Raw genomic sequence first — 15,002 nt, 5'->3', positions numbered from 1 at the left:
CGGGTAGGGAAGCCGTTACGGTCAGGCGGCGTCGATCAGTCGATCGGCGGCGGACAGCGGGCGGCGCGCGGTGTGATCCGGCGAGTGTTCCGGCACGCCATGCGGCGTCTGCCCCGGCAGCGCCGGACCCGAGCGCATCAGCTTGAGCATGTAATAGATGCCGGTGCCGAACACCAGGAAGTAGACGACCACGAACGCCATGAGCGAGATGCCGACCTGTTGCGTGGTGAGCGGCGACACGGCCTGCGAGGTGCGCATCACGCCGTACACCACCCACGGCTGACGGCCTGCCTCAGTGGTGACCCAGCCGGCCAGCAGCGTGATGAAACCGGTCGGTCCCATCGCGACAGCGAGCCGCTGGAACCACTTCGCCTCGAACAGCCGGTCGCCACGGCGCAGCACCCACGCGGTCACCGACATCAGAATCATCAGCACGCCAAGCCCGGCCATGATGCGGAAACTCCAGAACACCACGGTCGAGTTCGGCCGGTCTTGCGGCGCGAATTCCTTCAGGCCGCGAATCTCGCCATCCCAGCTATGCGTGAGGATCAGGCTGCCGAGGTGCGGGATCGACACCGCATAGCGCGTCGTTTCCGCCTGCATGTCCGGAATGCCGAACAGATTCAGCGCGGTGCCGCCTTTCTCGGTTTCCCACAGACCTTCGATCGCGGCGATCTTGGCCGGCTGATACTTGCGCGTGTTCAAACCGTGCTGATCGCCGACGAACGCCTGGACCGGCGTGAGGATCAGCAGCAGCCAGAGCGCCATCGAGAACATCTTCCTGACTGCCGGGTCGCGCCGTCCGCGCAACAGATGCCACGCGCCCACCGCCGACACCACCAGCCCCGCGACGATGAATGCCGCCATCGCCATATGCGCAAGCCGGTACGGGAACGACGGATTGAAGACGATCTTGAACCAGTCGAGCGGCACGACCTGGCCGTTCACGACTTCGAAGCCTTGCGGCGTCTGCATCCAGCTATTCGAGGCGAGGATCCAGAAGGTCGAGATCAGCGTGCCGATCGCCACCATCAACGTCGCGCCGAAGTGAGCGCGCGGACTCACGCGCTGCCAGCCGAACAGCATGATGCCGAGGAAACCCGCTTCGAGGAAGAACGCGGTCATCACCTCGTACATCAGAAGCGGCCCCGTGATAGGACCGGCAAAACTGGAGAAGCCCGACCAGTTGGTGCCGAACTGATAGCTCATCACGACGCCGGAGACAACGCCCATACCGAAGGCGACTGCGAAGATCTTCGACCAGAACAGGCAAAGATCTTTGTAGTACGCCTTGCCGGTTTTGAGCCAGCGCCATTCGAGCACGGCGATGAAGCTGGCGAGGCCGATGCTCAGCGCCGGAAAAACGATATGAAACGAGACGGTGAACGCAAACTGAATGCGAGCGAGATCGAATGCCGTGAGTGCGGAGTTCATAAGCGTGAAGTGCGTGATGCCCGAGGGCGGACTACGCGCGTCGACCGTTGTCGATGCGCACTGCGCTGGGCAGATGGCACAAGAGTAGGGGATGGCAGAACTTTTTGCTGCGGCGCGACGTGCGTCAAAAAACCGCGTTGTTTTGTGCTGAGTCTGAATTTTGAGACGCTAAAGCGTTGATGGGCATCAAGTTTTCCTGATTGCGTGCTTGCGCTCATTCTCACTGTTTGAAGTGCCGACTGCGTCAATCGACCGCGCTGCAACAACGTGGTTCGCGCCCGCTTTGCGTCGTGGTTCGCGAATCGAACGACGGGAAGAGGGCGGGAGCAGGACCGCGATGAACGGTTACGACGGCGTCGGCACCACTGTGTGTTCGCCTGAACAATAACGCCGCCGCTGGCGATTTTCTACTAGCCTGTTAGTTCGCCAAGCGGATCGTTTGCTTCTACCATGCGACGAATATCGCAACGTGTGCGATCCGCGCCGGGCAGCCTGCTTGAGTCGCGCGAATGGGTTTGAAAGGGCACGCTTCATCCACCTGCCGGTGACGGCAGACTTCACCCCAACAGGAGTCGAAAGATGAGCACGATCACCACGAAAGACGGTACGCAGATTTTCTACAAGGACTGGGGCAGCGGCCGTCCGGTCGTCTTCTCGCATGGCTGGCCGTTGTCAGCGGACGCCTGGGATGCCCAGATGCTGTTCCTCGGCAGCAAGGGTTTTCGCGTGATCGCGCACGACCGGCGCGGCCATGGCCGTTCGAGCCAGCCGTGGGACGGCAACGACATGGATACTTACGCTGACGATCTGGCCGCGCTGATCGAGCATCTCGACCTGAAGGACGCAACGCTGGTCGGCCATTCGACAGGCGGCGGCGAAGTCGCGCATTACATCGGCCGTCACGGCACGAAGCGCGTTGCGAAAGCCGTGCTGATCGGCGCCGTGCCGCCGCTGATGCTCAAGACCGAGGCGAACCCCGGTGGCTTGCCGATCGAAGTGTTCGACGGCATCCGCAAGGGTGTTGTGGACGACCGCTCGCAGTTTTTCAAGGACCTGGCGCTGCCGTTCTACGGCTACAACCGCCCGAATGCGAAAGTGTCGCAAGGCGTGATCGATTCGTTCTGGGCACAGGGCATGGCCGGCTCGATCAAAGGGCTATACGACTGCATCGAGCAGTTCTCCGCAGTCGACTATACGGAAGATCTGAAGAAGATCGACGTGCCGACGCTGGTGCTGCACGGCGACGACGACCAGATCGTGCCGATCGACGCGGCGGGCCGCAAGACCGCAACGATTGTGAAGAACGCGACACTGAAGGTCTATCCGGGTGGCCAGCACGGTATGTGCACGGTCGAGGCGGATAAGGTGAACGCCGATCTGCTGGCGTTTCTGGGCTAGTAAGTCATGTGGGCAGGCGCGGCGCGTGCTGGCTCGTGCACACCGCGTCTGCCCCGGTTTCAAAAAATCACGTAGACCTTGCGCATGGTCTCTTCGACTTCCCAAAGCCCTTCCGTGTTGGCTTCGAAGAACAACGTGTCGCCACTTTCAAAGTGCACGGTCTCTTCGTTATCAGGCGTGAACCGTCCACGGCCCGCGAGGAAGTGCATCACTTCGGCCTGCTTCACTGAACGGCGGTAGGTGCCCGCCGTGCACTCGAAAATACCGGTGTCGATGGATTCGCTGCCCTTGATCACTCGTTGCACGCCCGACACCTTAATCGGCGTCGTGCCGGGCAGTCCTGCTGTGCCCCAATCCTCGAGGTTCTGCAGATTCACGCTTTGTTTGATGTGTTGAACCTTCATGCTCACGTTACCTTTTGAATGTGCGGGAGTCAGCTCACCGGCTGTTTGTGATGGTTCGTTCGACCTTGCCCAGCCGCACGACGGTGACGCCGGGACGCAGTTGCCGCAGCGAGGGCATCACGAGCATGCAGTTGTCGTAAGGCGTGAGCACGGGTGCGCCGTTCGACCAGCCGATCACGGCGCCGGCTTGCGGAAAAATTTCCAGCCCGGTGTAGGGCGCCGCAAAACGAAAATCCATGCTCTCGGCCACCACCGGTTGTGTCACCCGCACGACGTGTTGACCGGGCGGCAGCGGTGCAATCCAGCCGGCCGGCAGATCCGCCTCGTCGACCACGCCCGCCAGCAGAAGAAAGCGCGCGGTCGTATCGCGCGCCACCGCAACCGCGCTCTGTTCCCAGTGCTGGCCGCACTCGATCAGCAGCGCGTTTTTCGAGCTGTCCGGCTCACCGAACCCTTCGTAATCGCGCATCCGCCGTCCTTCCGGATGACCCTCGTCGCAGATCACGGTGGCAGGCGTGCCGAGCCTGACCGCAAGGTCGATTCCTTTCTGCAATGGTCCCGAGACGATCAGCGGCGCGCTTTTCTCGTGCATCGAATGAAGGTCGAGCAGGGCGTCGACGCTGTCGATTACCGGCCGCATTTCCCGCGCGCGGGCCAGTTCGCTGGACGTGCGCGACGTATCGTCGAGCACCGCGGCGGTCCACACGCGATTGAAGTCCTGGTCGACGAAACGGGCCGCGTCGGGTTTCGCAGGATCGAAGCTGCGATACGCGGCGACGTTCGCAAAGGCAAGCGTCAAGCGTCCGCGCCGCGGCCTCAAACCGCGGCGCAGCAATTCGTCCACCACGATCGCGCCGCACACTTCGTTGCCGTGCGTCAGCGCGTTGATCATCACATGCGGTCCCGGCGCGCCCGAGTCGAACGTATGGACGTAGGCAATGCCGGACGGCGAGTGTTCATGCGCCGAAATATCGGGGAATTCGACTTCGATGGGATAGGCCTCGGTGCTCATTCCGGTGCTCATTCGAGATTGCCCTGGCAGAGGTATTTGATCGACAGATAGTCGTCCAGACCGTACTTCGAGCCTTCGCGTCCGTAGCCCGATTCCTTCACGCCGCCGAACGGCGCGGCCTCGCTCGCGACCGCGCCTTCATTGATACCGACGATGCCGGTTTCGAGTGCGCGCGACACGCGGTCGATGCGCTTCACGCTTTCGCTGTAGAAGTACGCGGCGAGGCCGAACGGCGTGTCGTTGGCGGCCTGGACGGCTTCGGCTTCGTCGTCGAAACGGAACAGCGGCACGATCGGGCCGAAGGTCTCTTCGATATTCAACTGCATGTCCGCGGTGGCGTCGGCGAGCACGGTGGGCGCGTAATAGTGCGCGCCCAGTTCGGGCAGGCGCTTGCCGCCGGTCAGCACGCGCGCGCCGTGCGACACGGCGTCGTCGACGTGGCGGGCGATCTTGTCGAGCGCACGCGTGTTGATCATCGGGCCGATCTGCGCGGCGGGATCGGTGGCGGGCGCGACCTTCAGCGCACCGACGCGCTCGGCCAGCATACCGGCAAAACGCTCATACACACCTGCCTGCACATACACGCGATTCGGACACACGCAGGTCTGGCCGCCATTGCGGAACTTGGCGGCGAGCAGGCCGGCGACGGCGGCGTCGAGGTCCGCGTCGTCGAACACGATGAAGGGCGCATTGCCGCCCAGTTCCAGCGACAGTTTCTTGAGCGTTTCCGCCGATTCGCGTGCGAGATATTTGCCGACCGGCGTCGAGCCGGTGAAGGTGATCTTGCGCACGCGCGCATCGTGCAGCCAGTCCGCGACGGTCGCAACCGCGTGATCGCGCGACGCCGTGATCAGGTTCAGCACGCCCGCCGGCACGCCGGCTTCGTGTGCGAGCAGGACCAGCGCCGAGGCGGTGAGCGGCGTGTCTTCAGCGGGTTTGGCGATCACCGTGCAACCGGCGGCGAGCGCCGGGGCGATCTTGCGCGCGATCATCGCAAGCGGGAAGTTCCACGGCGTAATCGCCGCGACGATACCGATCGGCTCCTTCACGGCCGTCATGCGCTTGCCGCGCTGCTGCTGCGGAATCAGATCGCCGTAAATGCGGGTGGCCTCGTCAGCGAACCAGGCGACGTACGATGCGCCATACGCCACTTCGCCTTTGCCTTCGGCAAGCGGCTTGCCCTGTTCGAGCGAGATCAGCGCGCCGAGCGCTTCCTGATTCGCGACGATCAGCGCATGCCAGCGGTGCAGCACCGCCGCGCGTTCTTTCGGCAGCAATGCGCGCCACGCCGGCAGAGCGCGGGCAGCGGCATCGGTGGCGGCGCGCGCGTCGGCCGGGCTGCTGTCTGCGGCCTGGGCGATCGTCTTGCCGGTGGCCGGATCGGTGACGGCAAAGCGTGCGCCTTCTTGAGCCGGCGTCCAGTGTCCGTCGATGAAATTGTCGGAGCGAATCAGCTCGCTCACTTCAAAAGTACGTGCCATACGGTTCCCCTTGATTGCCCTTTGCTCAACTTCGCTTAAGCCAGTTTCGCCGCGATCGCCTGGCCGACCTCGGCCGTGCTCGCCTTGCCGCCGAGATCGCCGGTATGCGGACCTTCGATCAGCGTCGCTTCGATCGCCGCCAGAATCGCGTCGTGCGCCTCGCGTTCGCGGCCTTCGTGATTGCCGAGGAAGTCGAGCATCATCGCGGCCGACCAGATCATCGCGATCGGATTGGCGATGTTCTTGCCGGCGATATCAGGCGCCGAGCCGTGCACCGGTTCGAACAGCGAGGGAAACTTGCGATCGGGATTCAGGTTGCCCGAGGGCGCGAGGCCGATCGTGCCGGTACAGGCCGGACCGAGATCGGACAGGATGTCGCCGAACAGATTGGTCGCCACGACCACGTCGAAGCGGTCCGGGTTCAGCACGAAACGCGCGCAGAGAATGTCGATGTGCTGCTTGTCCCATGCCACATCCGGGTATTGCGCCGCGATGCCTGCCGCGCATTTGTCCCACCACGGCATGCTGATCGCGATGCCATTGCTCTTCGTCGCGACGGTGATCTTCTTGCGCTCGCGCCTTTGCGCGAGATCGAACGCGAACTTCAGCACGCGCTCGCTGCCGTGCCGCGTGAACACGGACTCCTGCAACACGAATTCGCGCTCGGTGCCTTCGAACATCACGCCGCCCACCGACGAATACTCGCCCTCGGTGTTCTCGCGCACGATCCAGAAATCGATGTCGCCGGCCTTGCGCCCCGCGAGCGGCGAAGGCACGCCGGCAAACAGACGTGCAGGGCGCAGGTTGATGTACTGATCGAATTCGCGCCGGAACTTCAAGAGCGAGCCCCACAGCGAGATGTGGTCGGGCACCGTGTCAGGCCAGCCGACCGCGCCGAACAGAATCGCGTCGGCGGATTGCAACTGGGCCTTCCAGTCGTCCGGCATCATCTTGCCGTGCTTCGCGTAGTACTCGCAGCTCGCCCATTCGATGTGCTGGTATTCCAGTTCGATGCCAAAGCGCTTACCGACGATGTCCAGCACGCGGACGGCTTCCGGCATGACTTCGACACCGATGCCGTCGCCGGGGATGACTGCGATCCGATATTTCTTCGACATGTTCCTGCTCCTCCAATGGGACTTTCGACGTTTCGATAGCGGTTATTTTATTCCTGCCAATTAAGCTTAAAATGGTCACTTTAGTTAAGCCACTGTGCACGATTCGTGTACAAACGCATGTGCAAATAAACGACCTATGAACACCGTCCCATCACCCGATCTCGGCGATTTGCGCGTGTTTTGCGAAGTGGCGCGCAAATCGAGTTTCAGCGCGGCGGCCGAGGCTTTGTCAGTCTCGGCGGCGTACGTCAGCAAAAGAATCAATGTGCTCGAGACTACGCTCGGCACGAAGCTGTTGCACCGTTCCACGCGGCGAGTCGCGATCACGGAAGCGGGTGAGCGGGTCTACACATGGGCCGAAAAAATTCTCGACGACGTCGAGCAGCTCGTGGAAGACGTCTCCACCACCCGCCGCATTCCGGGCGGCAAGTTGCGTATCTCCAGCAGCTTCGGCTTTGGCCGCCGCTACGTGGCGCCCGCGCTCGCCCGTTTCTCGGACCGGTTTCCGCAGCTGAGCGTGCGGCTCGATCTGTTCGACCGCCTCGTCGACGTGGGCGCCGAGGGCTTCGACCTCGATATCCGGATCGGCGACGAAATTGCCTCGCATCTGATCGCGAAGCGGCTCGCATCGAATCATCGGGTATTGTGCGCGTCGCCCGAGTACCTCGCGCGGTACGGCGCGCCGCGGCAACTCGCCGATCTGTCGTCGCATGCGTGTCTGGCGATCAAGGAGCGCGATCATCCATTCGGTCTCTGGCGTTTAACAGCGCGTGGCGAAACAGTGTCGATCAAGGTCACCGGGCCGTTGTCCACCAATCACGGCGAAGTGGCCGTGCAATGGGCGTTGGCCGGCCGCGGTATCGTGCTGCGCTCGATGTGGGACGTGCGGCCGCTGCTCGAAAGCGGGCAGTTGCAGCAGATACTTCCGGACGTGACGCAACCCGCGAACCTGTGGGCGGTGTATCCGGCGCGTCTCGCGCAATCGGCAAAGGTGCGGGTGTGCGTCGACTTTCTGAGCGAGGAATTCGCGCAATGGAGTCCGCCGCCTGAGCCAACAGCGGCGGCGGGCCAGGCGACCTGAATGGGAACATGGCTCGCGCCAGATGAGGACGGCATTGACTCATCCGGTCGTATCGATCAGATTTCCAAACGGTAGCCTACGCCATATACGGACGCGATCGGTTCGCTGTCCGGCCGTGCTCCCTGCAGCTTGCGGCGCAGGTTCTTGATATGGCTGTCGACGGTGCGGTCGGTGACCACCCGGTGATCCGCGTAGAGGTGGCTCAGCAGGTAGTCGCGAGAAAAAATGCGTCCCGGCGATTTCATCAGTAGTGCAAGGAGCCGCAATTCAAGAGGCGTGAGCTTGAGCTCCTTGCCGTCGAGTAAAGCAAGATGAAACTGCTCGTCGACTTCTAGACCGCGTGGCGCCTGGGGCAAACCGTCGGCAGCGGGGGCGGCAGGCATCGCACGGCGCAGGATCGCCTTGACGCGCGCAACCACTTCGCGCGGACTGAATGGTTTGCAGACGTAGTCGTCGGCACCGATCTCGAGACCCAGCAGGCGGTCGATTTCGTCGATACGCGCGGTCAGGATAATGACGGGCAATGCCGAAAATTGCCGTAGCTCGCGGCAAATGTCCATGCCGCTGCGCCCGGGCAGCATGAGGTCGAGCAGCATCAGCGCTGGCGGCGTTGAGCGAATGAATGGCATCACGTGATGGCCGTCGTCGAGGATCGTGGTGATGAAACCCTCGAGGTGCAAATAATCTTCGAGCACGGCGGCAAGCTTGGGCTCATCCTCGACGATCAGGATGTGCGAAGGGCGCCCTTCGGTCATGATGTCAGTCTCCTTCCGGCGGAAAGCGGGCAGTGATCCAGACGCCGCCTAGAGGCGAGGCCTTGGCGTCGATCGTGCCGCCATGCGCCGTCACAATGGCGTGGCACAGCGAGAGGCCCAGGCCCGCGCCGCCGTTCTGGCGGCTGCGTGATTCGTCCACGCGATAGAAGCGGTCGAACAGATGCCCGAGCGCGGCCTCGGGCACACCGGGCAGCGAGTCCTGCACGTCAAGTTGCCAACCGCTGGCGCTCTGCGAAAGCGACACGCGCACCTGGCCGTCCGGATCGGTATAACGCAACGAATTTTGCAGCAGATTTTTCAGCAGTTGTACGAAACGCGCGGGATCGACCGCGAAAGTGGTGTTGGCGATTGCCGGCATACAGGTCAGGTCGAGTTCAATTCGTTTCGCCTTGAACGACTCCCGCATGGCCTCGATCGAAGCTCGCGCCAGTTGCCCGACATGAGTTGGCGTTTTGCGATAACTGAGTGCGCCGACGTCGCTCAGAGAAAGCTCGTATAAATCCTCTATGAGCTTGTTGAGCATGTTCACTTCGGTTTGCAGTGAAGCGAGCGAATCGTGGTCGAACACATGCACACCGTCTTCTATCGCTTCCAGCTCGCCGCGGAGCACGGCGAGCGGCGTGCGCAACTCGTGTGAAATATCCGCAATGAAATCGCGCCGGGAGCGCTCGGCTTTATGCAGCGAATCGGCCAATACGTTGAAGTCGCACGCAAGCCGGCCAAGCTCGTCGCGTCTGCCGGCGGGCACCCGCGCCGTGTAGTCTCCGCCAGCAAGGCGATGGGTCGCATTCATCAAACGCTTGACCGGGGCGAGAACGATGCGCGCAAGTATCAGCGCGACTAGCGCCGCGAGCACGACAGCAACGCCCGCGATCTCCAGGGTCGCGCGCTGCTGCTGCGCCTGGAAGGCGATGTCGGCGGCGTCCGAAAGGGTGTCGGGCCCGGTCGCGGCGAGCCAGCCCACTACCTTGCCGTTGTAGACAACGGGTCTCATCGCGCTGCCGGGTGGCGGAGGCTGGCCGTTGCTCGCCACGAGTTCGTGGCTGGCGTCGTAGAGTGTGACGGGCGGCCCCTCGGGTGAAGTGTTACGAATCATGCCGTCATGCGACAGGGACGAAGGGGCTGGAGGGAGCGGCCGGTCATAGCTACTGTCGCCGCCCACGACACCGCTTGCTGACACACGGTCACGCTCTATCGTGATGCCGGGATTGGACGGCGGCGCCGGCGGCAGGCGCATGCCCCAGTGCGGTCCTTCGGACGGGCCCGAGAGCGGTCCGAGCAGTTGCTGAACGCTTCCGCTCCCGGGAAAGGTTCGCCAGGCCGGCGGCTTGCCCAGTTGCGCTGTGGCCTGCTCTTCGCGCAGGGCGTCGTGTGCGGCACCGTCCAGCAGCGCGAGCCATGGCGTCGGGATGCTCGCGCAGGAAATTCCAGTTACCGCGAGCGGCGTATTCACTCGTCACCTTCGCCATGACGGCTTTGATGCGCCCGGCGTTGCGCTCCCGAACGTAGTGCAGGAAACCGTTTTCGAAGCTCACGCGCACGGCGTAGCCCATCGTTAAAGAAATCGCCAGGCAAGCGACTAATACCGCGAGGAACATTTTCCAGGTAATGCCAAAGCGCATCTTCATTCGCCGCTGCCGCGCGTGGGAGAGAAAGACCCCGAAAGGGTGGCTCGGACGAGTACGGATAGTTTCACTTTGCATGGCTGAATTCTAGATGAATGCCGCGTCAATCCACCGTTGCCGACGAATCTCCACAACTTCTCCATCCTTTCTTCGTTGTGTCTGCGCGTTGCCTAGATAAGATGGCGTGGCATTTTTACGGTGGCCTGACCAAGAGGCCATATCCGGTGGTCAGTTCCGTCAGTGGAGCAATCTCATGCAAGTTTCCTCACCTGTGAACCGTGCCGTGTCGCGCGGTTTCCGGCCCGGCCGAAAGACAGTCACCGCTGACAGAGCCCGCTGCAAGGCGGAAAGCGGCGTTAGCGCAGCACGGGTGACGGACGTCGTGAAGATATGCGGCTGCCGCGTATCTGCGCCGCTCATGCAACCGTGGGGCGAGTGCTGCCGGATCGTCGAGTGGATCGACCGCAACGGTGAGTACTCTTGCATTGCCGTGCGAGGCGCCGCGACCGAGGCCGAGATCAAGGAGCGCGTGCGTACGCATCGCAACGGTCTGCGCCACACCCTGACGGACGACCCCGCTACGCCTGCGGGCCGCGTGCGTCTGCGGCGCGCTTGAGCGCTGTTGAATCTCACTGTCGCAGGTATTTCAGTTCGGCGGAAAGGGATTGTAATTCAACCAAAAAACTTCGGTATCCTATGTCTGTCTGACTGGCAGACTTAAATTTCGGTGTTTCTTTTATGCGCATCCTCATACTCGTTCTGGCCGTGGCAGCGATCTGCTGCCCTTCGATCCGCCATGGTTTGCGATTGGAGGGTATAAATGCTTTCACACACGGCAATGGCCGCGTTCCCGCGGGTGGCGCAGATGATCTGAGCGGGTGCGCGTCACGGGCCCACTATGCCGCGGGGTTCAGGCCGATCGTTCCGGCGGATTTCCACTACGGGTTCGGTGGCCTGCTGGCGGCAACCAGTGACCTGTATGACGACTATGTCGACGTGATCGACGCCGCGATGACGTTGCCTATCATGCAGCTAGCGGTGGCGGAAGATCGAAAATAGCGCCGCATGGCGGCAAGCACGCAAAGTGCCGTGCGATCCCGTTCGCGGGAATCTTTCAGTATCTTCCATCGTGCAGCGTGAGCGTTACGCCTGTCCCACGACGCGAGTTGCAAATCAATCGCTCTTCATATCGACCCGGTCGTCATACGGCCCCAGTGCCTCGTTCGCCAAACTCCCTGTGACCGGCAAAACTCGCACTTTCGCGCGCCCCATGCGCGGGTGGCGACTCTGGCGATGGTACGAACATATAGCCTCGTCCGCGCAAGGTCTGAATGAACTTGGGGGCGGACGGATCTGCCTCTATCACGCCGCGCAAGCGGCAGACCGCAACATCCAGACTGGCCTTCTGGCTCTCAGCCCTTCCTAGCTGGCTGTTGACCATCGAGCGCGTCAATATTCGCATCGGGTTGCTTGCGAACAGCTTGAGTAAGGCAAACTCGCCGGATCGCAGCGAGATTTCGCAGCCGTTCTTGAGCAGCCGTCGCGTAGCGAAGTCTATCTGGTAACTGCCGAACGAAACCTTCTCACGAATTTCCGGTGCGTCGCAAAGCGTCCGGTTGCAGCGTTGCACGGCGCGCTTGATCCTGGCGGTCAATTCGTGCGGATCGACGGGGTCGACGATATAGTCGTCCGCACCCAATTCGAAAGCGACGATTTTGTCGACGATCTCGTCGGAGGTGCTTTGTACGAATATGGGCATGTCGTAGCCCGCTAACCGCAGTTGTCGGAGCGCCTCTCGCGCCTCGATCATCGGCTGCTCGGCGCGCAATAGAATCGCTGACGGACACTCCAGTTCCACCCGGCTGACAAGCTGAGCCGCGCTATACAGTACAGAGAGCGCGATCTGGTTCTTATGAAGGTGAAAGCGCAACTGATCCCGGACTGATTGGTCCGGTTCGACTACAAGAAGGTTAATAGTCATAAATCTGCGTTACCCCCCAACCGGAATCGACGGTTGCAGTCTGTGCGACGTTCACGTTCAGCCATTTCAACCATCCGCTGCTTTGGAACGACATATCGAACTCGGAAAGCGGACCGTACGCGGTCGCGCTGATGATGAGCGAATGATATGTATTAATGTCGGAGCAACAATGGCGAAATTGAGGAGACTTTGTGAAGTCGGAGCAGGAGGGCGAAGATGCGGAGCTTTGAACGGGTTGCGAACCGATTCAGGCCCGGTGGGCACCTGACAACGCGACCGGATGGCGCGTTGGTGTGTGTCATGCCCGCGGTATTCATGCAATGACCGCGGGCGTTCACGATCAGAACGATGTGCCGATCTGAAACTGGAATTTCTGGTACTTGTCGGTGGCGTGTTTGATCAGCGGGAAGCCGAGAGACAGCTTGAGTGGTCCGATCGGCGAGATCCACTCGAGACCGGCGCCGTAGCTGTACCGCAAACCGTTGGCACCTGTGCTGTTGCCTTCGTCGCCCCAGACGTTGCCCGCATCCATGAAGGTGAAGACGCGCAGTGTCCGGTCCCAGCCGGTGCCCGGCAGCGGGAACGTCATCTCGACATTGGCCACGACCATCCGCGAGCCGCCGATAGGGTCGCCAGTCGTCTTGTCGGTAGGACCGAGCGAACCCGAATCGTAGCCGCGTACCGAGCCGATGCCACCCGCATAGTAATTCTTGAAGATCGGGTACGCCTTTCCCGCGAAGCCGTTGCCGTAGCCGCCTTGAAGATTCAGGCCGAGAATGAAGCCGCGCGCGAATGAATAGTAATACTGCGCCTGAACGTCCGCCTTGTAGTACTCGGTGCCGCCAGCCGGGGTGCCGACTTCGCCATTGCCTTGCAGGAAATAGCCCCGGCTAGGCACCAATGCGCTGTCGCGGTTATCCCGGGCCCAGCCCGTCGTAATGGGCACGTTGTTCACCACATGGCCGAATTCCGCCACGTAGTCCTTGTAGCTCTGAGGAGTCAAGGAATCCGTCGTCAGCCGGTTCTGTTCGATACCGAGGCCGAAATAGACGGTGTCGGCTTCGGAAAACGGAATGCCGAATTTCAGGTCGGCGCCGATCGTGAGGATCCTGAAACTCGTATCGGTGTAGTTATAGAGCGGGTAGGTCGTGCGGTAGTAGACGTCGGTGATCCGCTTGATGCCGTCCACCGTGAAGTACGGATCGGTTTGCGTCAGAGTAAGCGTGCGGTAGGTCTTCGCGGTGTTCACGTTCAAGGCGAGGCTGGTGCCCGAGCCGAACACGTTGTCCTGCGAGATACCGGCTGACAACACCACCTTGTCCGTCGACGAGTAGCCCGCGCCCAAAGTAATCGCGCCGGTCGGCTTTTCGCTCACCTTGACGTCCACATCGACCTGATCGGGCGAACCTTCTACCGGCACCGTGGTGACGTCGACATCGGTGAAGTAGCCGAGACGGTTGACCCGGTCTTTCGACAGCGTGAGGCGGTTCGAATCGAACCACGAGCTTTCGAGCTGGCGCATTTCGCGGCGCACCACTTCATCGCGCGTGCGCGTGTTGCCGACCACGTTGATGTGACGCACGTACACACGGCGGCTCGGGTCCACTTGCAGCGTCAGGTCGACCTTGTGGTGTTCCTGATCGATCTGCGGCAATGCGTTGACGGTGGCGAACGCATAACCGTACTCGCCGAGCTTGTCGACGACGGCCTTGGTGGCGGCCTGAAGTTTTTCGGCGGAGAAGCGCTCGCCCGGCTTGATTTTGATCAGCTGCGTTAGCTCGCTCTCGCGATCGAGCAGGTTGCCTGCGAGCTTGATCGACGAAATCGTGTACGGCTCGCCTTCATGCAGCGTGACCGTCAGGTACATCTCCTTCCTGTCCGGCGTAAGCGATACCTGGGTCGACTCGAAGTTGAACTCCAGATAGCCGCGGTTCAGGTAGTACGAGCGAATGTGCTCCAGGTCCCCGGTCAGCTTGTCTTTCGCGTACAGGTCGTTCTTCGTGTACCACGAGAACCAGTTCGGCGTGGACATCTGCATTTCGTCGCGTAACGTGTCCGTGCTGAATGCGCTGTTGCCGATGAAGTTGATCTGGCGGATCTTCGCGCTCGGGCCTTCTGCGACCGAGAACAGCACCGCCACGCGGTTGCGGTCAATCGGCGTGATCGTGGTGGTCACTTCGGCGGCGTAATAGCCGCGCGTCAGGTACTGGCGCTTTAACTCCTGCTCGGCTTTGTCGACCAGCGCCTTGTCGTAGTAACGGCCTTGCGACAGCCCGACCGAACTGAGCGCCTTGGTCAGGTTTTCCTTGTCGAATTCGTGAATACCGGCAAAGTCGATCGTACCGACCGCCGGCCGTTCCTGAACCTGAACGATGACGGTATTGCCTTCAGTCGAGATGCGTACTTCGTTGAAGAAACCGGTGGCATACAGCGCGCGAATGGCTTCCGAAGCCTTGTCGTCGCTAAACATGCCGCCTTGCTTGATAGGAAGATAGGCAAACAGGGTGCCGGGTTCGATGCGTTTGAGTCCCTCGATCCGGATGTCTTGCACGACGAACGGCTGTGCCGCGTGAGCCGACCCGGCTGTCAGCGTGATGCCGGCGAGCGAGAGCGCGCCCGCGATACGGCTCGTTAAAGCTTGAAGATTCATCTTGGGGTTCTGTCCTGATGCAGCGCGCGAAGCGCAAACGAG

At 61.7% G+C, this 15,002-nt stretch carries 13 protein-coding genes; 4 read left to right on the top strand and 9 right to left on the bottom strand.

From position 1 onward, the window contains the following. Positions 1–21 precede the first annotated feature (21 nt). Positions 22–1,434, bottom strand: coding sequence for a cytochrome ubiquinol oxidase subunit I (locus tag WN982_RS31770; protein ID WP_341315998.1), 1,413 nt, complete (start codon positions 1,432–1,434; stop codon positions 22–24). A gap of 579 nt (positions 1,435–2,013) precedes the next feature. Between WN982_RS31770 and WN982_RS31765 the strand changes: the two genes are divergently transcribed. After that, the gene (locus tag WN982_RS31765; RefSeq protein WP_341315997.1) at positions 2,014–2,832 is read left to right on the top strand and encodes an alpha/beta hydrolase; all 819 of its coding nucleotides are present in this window, start codon (positions 2,014–2,016) and stop codon (positions 2,830–2,832) included. Between the two features lie 59 nt (positions 2,833–2,891). Here the strand turns inward: WN982_RS31765 and WN982_RS31760 are convergent, their stop codons facing one another. From WN982_RS31760 to WN982_RS31745, 4 genes are read right to left on the bottom strand one after another with little or no spacing between them, the layout of a single operon-like run. Further along, positions 2,892–3,236 carry a cupin domain-containing protein gene (locus tag WN982_RS31760; protein ID WP_341315996.1) on the bottom strand — a complete coding sequence of 115 codons (345 nt, stop codon included), beginning with the start codon at positions 3,234–3,236 and terminating at the stop codon, positions 2,892–2,894. A 34-nt stretch (positions 3,237–3,270) separates the two neighbouring features. Then, positions 3,271–4,248 (bottom strand): succinylglutamate desuccinylase/aspartoacylase family protein, encoded by a 978-nt coding sequence (locus WN982_RS31755; RefSeq protein WP_341315995.1) that lies wholly within the window; start codon positions 4,246–4,248, stop codon positions 3,271–3,273. Between the two features lie 8 nt (positions 4,249–4,256). Continuing rightward, the gene (locus tag WN982_RS31750; RefSeq protein WP_341315994.1) at positions 4,257–5,729 is read right to left on the bottom strand and encodes an NAD-dependent succinate-semialdehyde dehydrogenase; all 1,473 of its coding nucleotides are present in this window, start codon (positions 5,727–5,729) and stop codon (positions 4,257–4,259) included. A gap of 35 nt (positions 5,730–5,764) precedes the next feature. Beyond that, a complete protein-coding gene (locus WN982_RS31745; RefSeq protein WP_341315993.1) occupies positions 5,765–6,847 on the bottom strand; it encodes a tartrate dehydrogenase in 1,083 nt (360 codons plus the stop codon). A 136-nt stretch (positions 6,848–6,983) separates the two neighbouring features. Between WN982_RS31745 and WN982_RS31740 the strand changes: the two genes are divergently transcribed. Continuing rightward, the gene (locus tag WN982_RS31740; RefSeq protein WP_341315992.1) at positions 6,984–7,928 is read left to right on the top strand and encodes a LysR substrate-binding domain-containing protein; all 945 of its coding nucleotides are present in this window, start codon (positions 6,984–6,986) and stop codon (positions 7,926–7,928) included. Between the two features lie 56 nt (positions 7,929–7,984). On the opposite strand, the gene WN982_RS31735 is transcribed toward WN982_RS31740, so the two are convergent. Continuing rightward, on the bottom strand, positions 7,985–8,683 hold the full coding sequence (locus WN982_RS31735) for a response regulator (protein ID WP_341315991.1): 699 nt from the start codon (positions 8,681–8,683) through the stop codon (positions 7,985–7,987). Between the two features lie 4 nt (positions 8,684–8,687). Beyond that, a complete protein-coding gene (locus tag WN982_RS31730) occupies positions 8,688–10,157 on the bottom strand; it encodes an ATP-binding protein (RefSeq protein ID WP_341315990.1) in 1,470 nt (489 codons plus the stop codon). Positions 10,158–10,582: 425 nt separating this feature from the next. Here WN982_RS31730 and WN982_RS31725 point away from each other — a divergent pair, with 425 nt between their 5' ends. Then, the gene (locus WN982_RS31725) at positions 10,583–10,945 is read left to right on the top strand and encodes a DUF2866 domain-containing protein (protein ID WP_341315989.1); all 363 of its coding nucleotides are present in this window, start codon (positions 10,583–10,585) and stop codon (positions 10,943–10,945) included. Between the two features lie 122 nt (positions 10,946–11,067). Further along, positions 11,068–11,388 carry a hypothetical protein gene (locus WN982_RS31720; protein ID WP_341315988.1) on the top strand — a complete coding sequence of 107 codons (321 nt, stop codon included), beginning with the start codon at positions 11,068–11,070 and terminating at the stop codon, positions 11,386–11,388. Positions 11,389–11,530: 142 nt separating this feature from the next. Here WN982_RS31720 and WN982_RS31715 read toward each other — a convergent pair whose 3' ends face one another. Continuing rightward, positions 11,531–12,310 (bottom strand): response regulator transcription factor, encoded by a 780-nt coding sequence (locus tag WN982_RS31715; protein WP_341315987.1) that lies wholly within the window; start codon positions 12,308–12,310, stop codon positions 11,531–11,533. Between the two features lie 340 nt (positions 12,311–12,650). Beyond that, positions 12,651–14,960: an outer membrane protein assembly factor BamA gene (gene bamA, locus WN982_RS31710; protein WP_341315986.1), complete on the bottom strand. Its 2,310-nt coding sequence runs from the start codon at positions 14,958–14,960 to the stop codon at positions 12,651–12,653. Positions 14,961–15,002 lie beyond the last annotated feature (42 nt).

Origin of the sequence: Paraburkholderia sp. IMGN_8 (assembly GCF_038050405.1) — a bacterium.
In the GTDB taxonomy this organism is placed as follows: domain Bacteria; phylum Pseudomonadota; class Gammaproteobacteria; order Burkholderiales; family Burkholderiaceae; genus Paraburkholderia.
This window is presented reverse-complemented; position numbering and strand designations above follow the sequence as displayed.

What these genes read in the sequence shown, in the direction of transcription:
- WN982_RS31770 (WP_341315998.1), bottom strand. Translation starts at nt 1,434, where the DNA reads ATGAACTCCGCACTCACGGCATTCGATCTCGCTCGCATTCAGTTTGCG.
- WN982_RS31765 (WP_341315997.1), top strand. Translation starts at nt 2,014, where the DNA reads ATGAGCACGATCACCACGAAAGACGGTACGCAGATTTTCTACAAGGAC.
- WN982_RS31760 (WP_341315996.1), bottom strand. Translation starts at nt 3,236, where the DNA reads ATGAAGGTTCAACACATCAAACAAAGCGTGAATCTGCAGAACCTCGAG.
- WN982_RS31755 (WP_341315995.1), bottom strand. Translation starts at nt 4,248, where the DNA reads ATGAGCACCGAGGCCTATCCCATCGAAGTCGAATTCCCCGATATTTCG.
- WN982_RS31750 (WP_341315994.1), bottom strand. Translation starts at nt 5,729, where the DNA reads ATGGCACGTACTTTTGAAGTGAGCGAGCTGATTCGCTCCGACAATTTC.
- WN982_RS31745 (WP_341315993.1), bottom strand. Translation starts at nt 6,847, where the DNA reads ATGTCGAAGAAATATCGGATCGCAGTCATCCCCGGCGACGGCATCGGT.
- WN982_RS31740 (WP_341315992.1), top strand. Translation starts at nt 6,984, where the DNA reads ATGAACACCGTCCCATCACCCGATCTCGGCGATTTGCGCGTGTTTTGC.
- WN982_RS31735 (WP_341315991.1), bottom strand. Translation starts at nt 8,683, where the DNA reads ATGACCGAAGGGCGCCCTTCGCACATCCTGATCGTCGAGGATGAGCCC.
- WN982_RS31725 (WP_341315989.1), top strand. Translation starts at nt 10,583, where the DNA reads ATGCAAGTTTCCTCACCTGTGAACCGTGCCGTGTCGCGCGGTTTCCGG.
- WN982_RS31720 (WP_341315988.1), top strand. Translation starts at nt 11,068, where the DNA reads ATGCGCATCCTCATACTCGTTCTGGCCGTGGCAGCGATCTGCTGCCCT.
- WN982_RS31715 (WP_341315987.1), bottom strand. Translation starts at nt 12,310, where the DNA reads ATGACTATTAACCTTCTTGTAGTCGAACCGGACCAATCAGTCCGGGAT.
- bamA (WP_341315986.1), bottom strand. Translation starts at nt 14,960, where the DNA reads ATGAATCTTCAAGCTTTAACGAGCCGTATCGCGGGCGCGCTCTCGCTC.